Origin of the sequence: Iamia sp. (assembly GCF_035575815.1) — a bacterium.
In the GTDB taxonomy this organism is placed as follows: Bacteria; Actinomycetota; Acidimicrobiia; order Acidimicrobiales; family Iamiaceae; genus Iamia.
In genome coordinates this window covers 1-10,214 of the sequence record NZ_DATLXO010000043.1, presented here as the reverse complement: position 1 = coordinate 10,214, position 10,214 = coordinate 1, and the positions used below count along the sequence as shown (strand labels likewise).

The 10,214-nt window shown below is 72.8% G+C and carries 8 protein-coding genes; 2 read left to right on the top strand and 6 right to left on the bottom strand.

All coding sequences use genetic code 11. The features are described 5' to 3' along the window. Together VNL12_RS04240 and VNL12_RS04235 are read right to left on the bottom strand one after the other, a co-directional pair. On the bottom strand, positions 1-719 hold a 719-nt coding region (locus tag VNL12_RS04240; protein WP_325591799.1), incomplete at its 3' end, for a glycosyltransferase family 39 protein. An 88-nt stretch (positions 720-807) separates the two neighbouring features. Continuing rightward, positions 808-2,109, bottom strand: coding sequence for an acyltransferase (locus VNL12_RS04235; protein ID WP_325591795.1), 1,302 nt, complete (start codon positions 2,107-2,109; stop codon positions 808-810). Positions 2,110-2,212: 103 nt separating this feature from the next. Between VNL12_RS04235 and VNL12_RS04230 the strand changes: the two genes are divergently transcribed. Further along, positions 2,213-3,802: an NAD(P)/FAD-dependent oxidoreductase gene (locus VNL12_RS04230; RefSeq protein ID WP_325591791.1), complete on the top strand. Its 1,590-nt coding sequence runs from the start codon at positions 2,213-2,215 to the stop codon at positions 3,800-3,802. Then, positions 3,799-3,978, top strand: coding sequence for a hypothetical protein (locus VNL12_RS04225; RefSeq protein ID WP_325591789.1), 180 nt, complete (start codon positions 3,799-3,801; stop codon positions 3,976-3,978). The genes VNL12_RS04230 and VNL12_RS04225 overlap by 4 nt, the downstream gene beginning before the upstream one ends. Here the strand turns inward: VNL12_RS04225 and VNL12_RS04220 are convergent. From VNL12_RS04220 to VNL12_RS04205, 4 genes are read right to left on the bottom strand one after another with little or no spacing between them, the layout of a single operon-like run. Beyond that, a complete protein-coding gene (locus VNL12_RS04220; protein WP_325591786.1) occupies positions 3,965-5,389 on the bottom strand; it encodes a glycosyltransferase family 39 protein in 1,425 nt (474 codons plus the stop codon). The two genes, VNL12_RS04225 and VNL12_RS04220, sit on opposite strands and share 14 nt — an antisense overlap. Continuing rightward, entirely contained in the window at positions 5,386-6,144 is a 759-nt protein-coding gene (locus VNL12_RS04215; RefSeq protein ID WP_325591784.1) for a polyprenol monophosphomannose synthase, read from the bottom strand. The genes VNL12_RS04220 and VNL12_RS04215 overlap by 4 nt, the downstream gene beginning before the upstream one ends. Before the next feature lie 37 nt (positions 6,145-6,181). Next, the gene (locus tag VNL12_RS04210) at positions 6,182-7,939 is read right to left on the bottom strand and encodes a hypothetical protein (RefSeq protein WP_325591781.1); all 1,758 of its coding nucleotides are present in this window, start codon (positions 7,937-7,939) and stop codon (positions 6,182-6,184) included. A gap of 33 nt (positions 7,940-7,972) precedes the next feature. Beyond that, positions 7,973-9,958 (bottom strand): hypothetical protein, encoded by a 1,986-nt coding sequence (locus tag VNL12_RS04205; protein ID WP_325591779.1) that lies wholly within the window; start codon positions 9,956-9,958, stop codon positions 7,973-7,975. Positions 9,959-10,214: the final 256 nt, after the last annotated feature.

Below are 10,214 nucleotides of genomic sequence, written 5' to 3'. Positions count from 1 at the left end.
ACCGAGGCATCACGGCGGGCGCGCTGGGCCCGCCGGTGGGCCAGGAACGCTCGCAGGAGCAGGCCAACGCCGGCGGCGGCGACGAACCAGAGGCCCCAGTAGTGGGTCCAGAGCAAGGCCCCGGTCAGCGCCACGAGCAGGGCGAGGCGGGGCCGGTCGGGCCGGCGCACGGCGTGGTCGGCGACGAGCCAGCCCGCCAGCACGAGCACCATGACCAGCTCGTACATGCGGGCTTCGGTGGCGTAGCGCAGCACGAAGGGGTTGAGCGTCACGAGCAGGGCGGCCGCCCACCCGGCTCGGCGTCCGCCGATGCGTCCGGCGGTGGCGAAGGCCAGGGGGATCAGGGCGAGGCCGACCACACCCGAGAGGAGCCGCACGGCGGTGTCGCCGTCGCCGACCACGTCCTGCCAGACGTGGAGCAGCACGTAGTAGAGCGGTGGGTGGCCGTCGCGCCTCAGGGCCCCGGGGATCTCACCGAGGGGCAGCGCGGCGATGTTGGCGCTGAGGGCCTCATCGAGCCACAGCGGGGAGCGCTGGACGACCCGCAGGGCCAGGCCGAGGAGGGCGACGCCCGCCAGGGCGACGAGGTCGAGAACCCGAGCCCACGCCTGGCGGGGCCGGGGCACCTCGACGTCCGGCCACGGGTCCCAGCGGTGGTCGCCCGCCGGCGTCGGGGTCGGGGCCGGTCCGGGGTCGTCGGCGGGAACGTCGGAAGGCACGCGCGGAACGGTAGGTGACACGTGGTCGCGGAACGCGCATCGGTGGCCGGGCCGGTCACCGCGACCGGCGACGGTCTCCGAGGCGGTGTCAGGGGGTGGCGGGCTCGCGATCGGCGGGGTCGCCGGGGGCCAGGGGTGGGGGCACGACCGACAGCGCCGGCCGGTCGCGCCGCAGCGCCTGCAGTGGCTTCTCCAGCCCGTGCCAGCTGGCCGCGGCGGCGAGCGTGCCGAGGACGAAGGCGCCGCCGACCAGCACCGGGATGGGGACCTCCGCCGGGGGACGGTCGAGCCAGCCCGGCACCTGTTGCAGCAGGTCGAGGTGCCACAGGTACAGGGCGTAGGACACCGCGCCCAGCCAGACGACGGGGCGAGACGTCAGGCCCGAGCGCAGCACACCCCGGTCCTGGTCGCCGAAGACGGCCGGGACGAGGAGGGTGACGGCGACGAGCCCGAACGCGGCCTGCCTCGCCTGCCAGTACCCGCCCTGGTAGCCGCCGTTGAGGCTGGGCTCGCCCAGCCCGTAGGCGAAGGCCAGCCAGGTCGCGGCGGCGGCGGCCCACCACGCCCCGGCGGGCTGGGCCAGCCGGTCGAGCCGGGCCCGGAGCGCAGGGTCGCGGTCGGCGGCCACCGAGAGCACAGCGACGAGCATGCCGAGGGCGAAGAGGTCGACGGTGTTGGGCAGCCACGAGAACGACACCTGGCGCATGGTCACGGGCTGGCCGTCGCCTCCGATGGCCCAGACCCGGTCGATGCCCGACATCACGGCGCGAGAGGCGTAGCCGGCGACGAACAGCACGACGGCGCCTCCCGCCTCGACGGCCACCGTCGGGCGCCCCGGCTCGCCGACCCGGCTCGCAACCCGCCGCACGAGGAACGCCCAGAGGGGGATGAACAGGTAGAAGCTCATCTCGGTGTTCAGGCTCCACGCCGGGACGATGCCGGCGAGGGTGGTGTAGGGGTCGTAGATCTGCACGAACAGGTAGAAGCGCCAGGGCTGGTCGCCCACCGTCACCCACCCCAGGGCCCACAGCACAGTCAGCGCGGCCCAGTACGCGGGCACGATGCGGAGGATCCGCCGCCACCAGAAGCGGTGGGCACCGATGGCGGGTCGCCCCTCGACGCGGGCCACCACGAACGGGCGGTAGAGCAAGAAGCCGGAGATGACGAAGAAGATCGACACGCCCATGTCGAGGACCGCCACCGGGGTGTAGAGCCCACCGGCAGCGTCGGGCCCGGCGAGGGTGACGCCGTGGTAGACGACCACCGCGCCCGCGGCGAGCGCTCGCAGCCCCTCGAAGCACGGGAAATACCGAGCCCGGCCGACCACGCGAGTACCCTCGACCGGGTCGGTCGGCAGTGTCGTCGGGATGTCCGCGGGACGGCTGACCATGAGGACCGCACTGTACTGGTCGGCTCCTGTCCGGTCGCGGTGATCCCCGCGCGCCGGAGGGCCGTCGGCCCCGCCGAGACCGCGAGAGAGACACCACCGTCAGATGAGCGCCGAAACCCCCGCCCCCCGCCCCGACGACGTGCCCCACCCCCCCGGAGTCGAAGGTGACGTCGTGGTCATCGGAGCCGGCCCCGCCGGCCTGACCGCGGCCTACCAGCTCCACAAGTACGGCGTGCCGTCCACGATCCTCGAGGCCGACGACATCGTCGGCGGCATCAGCCGCAGCCCCGAGCGCGACGGGTGGCGCTTCGACATCGGGGGCCACCGCTTCTTCACCAAGGTGAAGGAGGTCGAGGACCTCTGGCACGAGATCCTCCCCGCGGAGGACTTCCTCCTCCGCCCCCGCAAGAGCCGCATCTTCTACGACGGCAAGTTCTTCGACTACCCGCTGAAGGCGTCGAACGCGCTGAAGAACCTCGGACCGGTCGAAGCCGTGCGCTGCGTGGCCTCCTACGGGTGGGCCCGGGTCCGCCCGCCGAAGGACCAGACCAACTACGAGGGCTGGCTCGTCGCCCGCTTCGGCTGGCGCCTGTACCGCACGTTCTTCAAGACCTACACCGAGAAGGTCTGGGGGGTGCCGGTCAGCTCGATGCCCGCCGATTGGGCCGCCCAGCGCATCAAGGAGCTCTCCCTCGGCAAGGCGATCGTCAACGCCTTGCTGCCCAAGCGGAACCAGAAGGACATCGCCTCGCTGATCGAGGAGTTCCAGTACCCGAAGTACGGGCCCGGGATGATGTGGGAGGTCTGCCGCGACAAGGTCGAGGCCCAGGGCTCGATGGTCCACATGGAGACCCGCGTCACCAAGATCCGCCACACCGACGGCTTCGCCGTCGAGGTCACCGCGACCCATCCCGACGGCACCTCCAGCACCCACCCGGCGGGCCACGTGATCTCCTCCATGCCGATCTCCCAGCTGCTCTTGGCCATGGACCCGCCGCCGCCGGCCGACGTGATGGCTGCCGCCGACGGCCTCGCCTACCGCGACTTCCTCACCATCGCCCTCGTGGTGCCCGACGACGACATCCCGTGGACCGACAACTGGATCTACGTCCACGACCCGAAGGTCGAGGTCGGACGGATCCAGAACTTCGGCTCCTGGTCGCCGTACCTGGTCAAGGAGGGACGCAACGTCCTCGGCCTCGAGTACTTCGTCTTCGAGGGCGACCGCATGTGGACCTCGACCGACGAGGACCTCGTCGAGCAGGGCAAGCGCGAGCTCGCCGCCCTCAACCTGGTCGAGCCGTCACGGGTCGAGAAGGGCTACGTGGTCCGCATGCCGAAGGCGTATCCGACCTACGACGAGCACTACCAGGACAACGTCAAGGTGCTGCGCCGCTGGCTCGAGCGCCACGCCCCCAACGTCCACCCCGTGGGCCGCAACGGCATGTTCCGGTACAACAACCAGGACCACAGCATGTTCACCGCCATGCTGACGGTGGAGAACATCGTCACCGGTGCCGGCCACGACGTCTGGGAGGTCAACGTCGAGGAGGAGTACCACGAGACGCTCTCGGAGACCTCGACGGCCGAGGCCACCCCCTCCTCCACCGGCACCGGGCGGGATGCTCCTGTCCTGGCACGCGTCGACATCGAGCGGGCACGGTCGGATCGAGGCGTGGATGACCGGGGGTGAACGGCGGAGCGGACGCGGGTGGGGCGCGGGGTGAGCTCCCGTGGTGGCGCCGCGAGCGCACGGTGGTCATCGTGGCGATCGGCATCGCCGTGCTCCCCCTCCTCGTCGCCCTGCCGCGAGTGCTCTCGAAGGACGCCTTCGCGGTGAACGGCGATGACGCCCTCATCGAGCGCTGATCGTGCTCGCCGCCGAGCTGGCGTCGGAGACCGCAGGTTCGGCCACCGGGTCGGAGTCCGCGGGACGAACCGCTCGGGTCCGGCGCGGCGTCACCGCGATGGCCGCGGCCAGGGCCATCAACGGCACGATCGGCACCTTGAACCGGGGATCACCGAAGGTCACCAGGGGCGCAGCCAGCACGGCGAGCACGGTCAGGGGCACCAGCAGCCGCCCCCCCTCCCGGGACCACGCCAACCGGACCAGGCCGACCAGCCCGACGAGACCGACCAGGAACCAGGACGCGTTGCTGGCGCGACTGAGCGTGCTCTCGAGCCCGTCGTCCATCCACGGGTCGAGGTCGTAGGACTGGACGGCGCGCAGGGCATCGTCATCGCGTCCGATGGTCGCCTCGAAGCGGCGGGCGGTCAGTCCGGGCTCGTTGCGCCACCCCTCTCTCCAGCCCCGCAGCCCCCGCTCGGTGTTCTCCTTGTCGTCTGCGACCTCGGCGGCCGGCCCGTCGAGGAGTCCCCGGGGCCGGGTCTTCTCGCACTCCTCCAACAGGCGGAACGCCCCGGTCGCCCCGGGCGCGTGGCCGATGCAGAGGTTGTCGCCGGTGTTGGTCGACAGCGGGATGAAGGCGTCCATGCGGACCGCGTTGCGCACGGTCCAGGGCGCGACGCACAGCGCGGCCAACCCGATCAGCACACCCGTCCAGGCCAGCGTACGCCGCCAGCCGAGACCGCCGAGCAGCCAGCACGCGACGACGGCCACGAGCACGCCGGCCGCCACCGGGCGCACCAGCAGGACCAGGCCCATCAGCACGCCGGCGGCGATCAGACGTGAGCGCGTCGTGCCCGCCGGCCACGGCTCGGCACCCACCGGGGGTACCAGTGCCACCAGAAGACCCAGGAGCAGGGCGATCGTGAGCGTCTCGGCCAGGAGGGTGGCCGAGTGCAGGACCAGGTTGGGCATCACCGCCACGACCACGGCGGCGACGGCACCAGCCACCGGGGAGTGCAACCGCCGCCCGAGGAGGCCCACCAGCCCGACCGACAGCGCGCCCAGGACGGCTTGGACCAGGCCCGCGACCAGGGGCAGGTCGTCAGGCAGCGGGGTGTGGGAGCAGATCCACTCGATGGTGCCGAGGAACCACGGGTAGCCGGGCGGGTAGTACGCCGTGGGCTGGTTGCTGAAAGGGTCGATCATCCCCTTCCCGTCGGCGATGGTCTGGGCGTACTCGACGTAGACGACCGGGTCGCGGAGGCCCCTTGGAGGCCGCGCCGCCTCGACCACCCACACGACACGGGCGACCAGGCCGACAGCGGCGGCCACGACCACCACGGCGAGCGACCGGTCGGTGCGCAGGGCGCGGGCGGCCGCAGCCCGTCGCGTCGCGAACGGGGTCGCTGGACCCCCGGGAGCATCGGTCATGCCGGGGGGGACCCCGCCATGGTCGCGCGGTTGCCCGATCGGATCCGGCGCACCTTCTCGCGGGCGCCCCACCAGCTCACGCGGCCCATGGACTCCACGATGATCCGGCCCGACATCTTCGACGTCCCCCACCGGCGGTCGCGGAACTCGATGGGCAGCTCGGTGATGCGACCGCCGGTGGCGACGATGCGAAAGGCCAGCTCGGTCATGAAGGCGTAGCCGTTGGCCTGGGTCGTCTCGTAGGAGATGGCCTCGAGCACCGATCGCCGGTAGGCCCGGAAGCCGGACGTGGCGTCGCGGATCGGGAGGCCCAGCACCCAACCGGTGTAGCGGTTGCCGTAGCGCGAGAGGGCCCGGCGATGGATCGGCCAGTCGGGGGTGCTGCCACCGGTGACGTAGCGCGAGCCGATCGCCACGTCGCTCCCGGCCTCGACCTCGGCCAGCAGGGACGGGATGACGGCGGGGTCGAAGGAGAAGTCGGCGTCGATGGTGACGAGGACGTCGTGGCCGCTCGCCAGGGCGTGGGCGAACCCGGCCCGGTAGGCGTTCCCCAGCCCGTCCTTGCCCGGACGCCGGAGCACATCGACCCGGCCCAGCTCGGCCCCGACCGCCTCGGCCCGGACCGCGGTGCCGTCGGGGCTGGCGTCATCGACGACCAGGATCCCGACGCCGGGCGCCGCCGCCCTCACGGCGCGCAGCAACCCCTCGATGTTCTCCACCTCGTCGTAGGTGGGGACGATGACCACCGCGCGCATGGGCGGCGACACTACTGCCACCCGGCCGGGCCCCTGGCTACCGGCAGCGCTGGTAGAGCAGGAAGTACGGGGTCTCCGCCTCACCGAAGGCGTCGACCACGCAGAACGACCGGGCCACGACCTCGTTCGGCGCATCGGAACCCGGCGTGCGGGATTCGTTGGGCTCGTCCCACGGATCCCAGACGTGGCTCAAGATGAGCCAGTCGGCGCTCGCCACGTCGTCGGCCAGCCCGGATCCCTCGGCGTTGGCCACGCCGGGGTCCATCTCGATGTAGCGCGTCGCCGGTGTGAGCTCGGGGAACAGGTAGTACAGGTAGGCATCGCTGTACGGGGTGAGACGAAGGTCGGCGGTCCCCACGAACAACCGGTCGCCCGGCTCGGCCCGCCGGTCGAGCTCGTCGACGGCGCCCTGAGCCGCGTCGGAGATGACGTCCGCGCCGATGTAGAAGAAGTTTCGGTCGTCCCGGGTCACCTCGGAGGCTCCGTACTCCCCGGCGGCCGACTGGCGGGTGAGATCGGCCCAGATCCGCACCGTCGGGTGGGGGATCATGGCGAAGAGGACGACCAGCGCCACCACGGCGCCCAGCGCGACCGGCACCCGAGCCCCGCGCCGGGGCCGGCGCCCGGCGACGGCCTCGGCCACGAACAGTGGCAGCAAGGCGAGAGGGACGCAGCTGACCCAGGCCAGGTGGGTGGCATCGGGCCGCTGCAGCGCCTGAGGCAACATGCCCAGCCCGAGCAACCCCACCGCCAGCAGGCACCGGGCTCGCCAGCTGGACGGGTCGGCCCGGCTGCGCCACGCGCCGTAGGCCACCTCGGCGACGGCCGCCAGCGGCAGCAGGAAGAACCACACCACGATCTGCTGGGGACCCGTCAGCGCGGGCAGCGACCAGCCCGGTGCGATCAGCTGGCCCACCGCGGCCAGGGCACCGTCGTAGTGGTCCCACGACGGAGGGACGGGAAGCCGGCGTCCGTCGCGCAGATCGAACACCGGCTCGAAGAACAAGCCGTGCAGGACGGTGCCCGGCCCGGCCCTCACCAGGAGGAAGCCGTAGCCGGCGACGAGCACCGCGCCGAGGGAGACGACCAGGCGCGCCAGCTGGCCCCTCGGAAGGCGCCATGCCGTCGCTCCGTAGGCCAGGACCACGGCCACGACGAGGTCAGGTCGGTACAGCAGGGCACCGGCCCCGAGGATGCCCGCCAGCACGAACCAGCGACCGGCGCCGCCGTCACCGCCATCGCGGTCCGCCGACGGCCCGACCCGGCGGCGGCCCTGCAGGCCGGCGACCAGCCCCAGCAGGGCCAGGGCCACGCCACCGTTCCAGGCCAGGGCCACCAGGCCGTTGGCGGTCAGCGACAGCAGCGCCGCCATGGTGGCGCACACCGCGGCGATGGTGCGTCCGAAGGGCCGGGCCACGGCGAACACGCCGAGTATGATGGCGATCTGCTGGACGAGGCCGACCACCCGTTCGGCGGCCAACGAGGTGCCGAAGAGCTCGTACACCCCGGCGAGCACCCACAGGCTGCCCGGCCCGTAGAGGTGGAGGAAGTCCCGGTGCGGCACGTCACCGGCCAGGACCCGCTCGGGGAAGACGAGCATGAAGCCCTCCTCCATGGGTGACCCGCCCTGGTGGAACAGGGCCCGCAGGGGGAGGGCGACCACGAGGGCGACCACCGCCAGTGCGACCGCCGTCCGCCAGTCGGGCCGCCACCAGGCCCGGTGGCGGCTCGGGTCCGGTCCGGGCCTCGGAGGGGCCGGCGCGACCTCTGACGGGGTGGCGGCGGAGAGGTCCAAGGGCCGTCAGCGTAGTCGCCGGCCGCGACCGGGCTAGGCGGGCTGGCGCTCGAGGAAGAGCGCCACGGTCTCGAAGATCTCCCGCTCGTAGAGCTCCGCCATCCGCCCCACCGCCCGGCGCGCGTGGGCCGGCCCGGTCAGCTGGTCGCCGGCGGCCAGCCGGATGATCTCGCTCGCGACCTGCTCGGGCCCCACCTCCTGTCCGTCTTCCCGGGCGACGATGGCCGGGAAGGCACCGTCGTCGAGCTCCTGCTGGCCCGCAGGCGTCGGTACCAAGACGCCCTCATCCAGGGCCCGGGTGACCTCCGTCGTCAGCCTCGTGCGCGAGCGGAGATCCGCTGGGGTCAACGACGATGCGAACGCGATGCGCTCCGCGGTCTCAGGGACGGTCCTGGCCGCAGACCCTGTCACCAGGACCAGCCGGCGCTCAGCCCGGCCCTCGTCGGCACGAGCCTCGCCGAAGCGGGGGATGTCGGGGCCGTCGTCGTCGAAGGTGAACTCGATCCCCTGCTCCTGGAGGGCGACGAGCACGGCGTAGGAGTACGGCTCGGTGAAGACGCCACGGCTGCGGTCGAACAGGACCGGACCGGTGAGCTCCGCGGCGTCCAGCTGTCGGGTCAGCTCGAGGGCGACCGGTCGCCGGTGACGGTCGGACCGCACCACGTCGATGTCGTAGGCGGGCGGGAGGTTGGCGACGGTGAGGACGACGAGCACGGCCGCGGCGACGAGGCCGACCACGCCGGTCCGACGGCCGGCGGACGGAGGTCTCGTGGACGGCGCGGCCTCCGATGGAGGTGTGTCGGGGGACGATGAGCCCGTTCCGGCGAGGACCGCCACGAAGATGGTGAAGCCGGCGACGGGCCACAGCCAGCGGTAGTTGCCCGCCACGGGACCGAGGTCGCCGGTGGGAGTGCGAGCGGCCGCCACCACACCGGCGCCCACGGCAACCGCCGCGGTCACGACAGCCATGGTCGCAACCCGGTCCCGTCGTCGGTGGGCGACCCACGCAGCGGCGCCGAGCACGCCCAGCACCACGAGCAGGCGAACCGTGGGAACGGCGACGCCGGTGAGATCCGATGCGGGCGCGAAGTCCCGGAACCCGTGTCGCAGCCAGGCGCTGGGTGATGCCACGACGTCGGTGACGATGCGGGCCCCGTCGGCGAGCCCGGGGGCGGACCCGTCGTCGCTGGACCCCGCGTCTCGCAGTCGGCCGAGGTTGCCGGTTCCGGCGACCTGGTCCACCACGGTCTGCGCCCAGACCACGACGAGGACCGCACCGGTCACCGCTGCAGGGCCTCGGAGCGTGCGCCCCGGCCCGCGATCGGACCCGTCTCCGGGCGGGGCGCGCCACGTCGCGACCGTGAGCCCGACGATGCCCCACAGGCCGAGCAGAGGAGCGAGGAGGAGGTAGCTCAGGTGCGTCTGGACCAGCAGGCTGCCCACGGCGGCGGCCCAGGGCAGGAGCCAGCGGTCGCCCGTCGCCAGACCCCAGCACAGCGCGATGAAGCAGAGGCAGGGCAGCACCAGGGCGTGGTGCTGGCGGGGTTCGATGAGCAGCTCCGAGCCCATCGACCACGCGACCAGACCGGACATCACCATGGCGAGGACCACCCCGACCGTCGACGTCAGGCGCCGCGCGACGAGCCCCACCCCGACCACGGACGCGAAGTTGAGCACCGCCACGCCGATGGCCGTGCCCGCCGCCGAGCCGACCTTGGTGAAGGGGGCGAGGAGGTCGAGCTGCAGGGGACCGAGGTTGTTCACGGGGGTCCCTGTCGACTTCGACCCCGACGACCAGGCCCCGAGGAGCGGGTGGACAGGGCCGAGCACATCTCGCGAGCGCACCGTGAAGTAGGCGTTGTCACCCAGGGGAACCCAGCCCCCGAGGACCGCCCGGGCGGCGGCGACGACGATCGGCGCCACGGCCACCGCGATGGCCAACCAGGCCAGCCACTGCTGTCGCGGTCGGAGCCAGGCGGTCGGTGACCCGTGGCGGTCGCTGACCCTGGTGCTCGTCACCGACGGGACCATACCGCACCCGTCCCGTCCCCCTCCGGCGCCGCCAGCCGGCCCGACAGGGCAGGTCACGGGTCGAGATGGCGTCGCTGCGAACCGGCCGCCCGATCTGCGGTGATGGTCCCCACCGACTGCGGCCTCCTATACTCCGCACCCATGTCAAGGGTGTCCTCCGACGGTCTCCTCGTCGGACCGGCAGCCGACGACCCGGTCGGGCCCCCCGCCGCCAACGACCCCGCCGCCAACGACCCGGGCGACG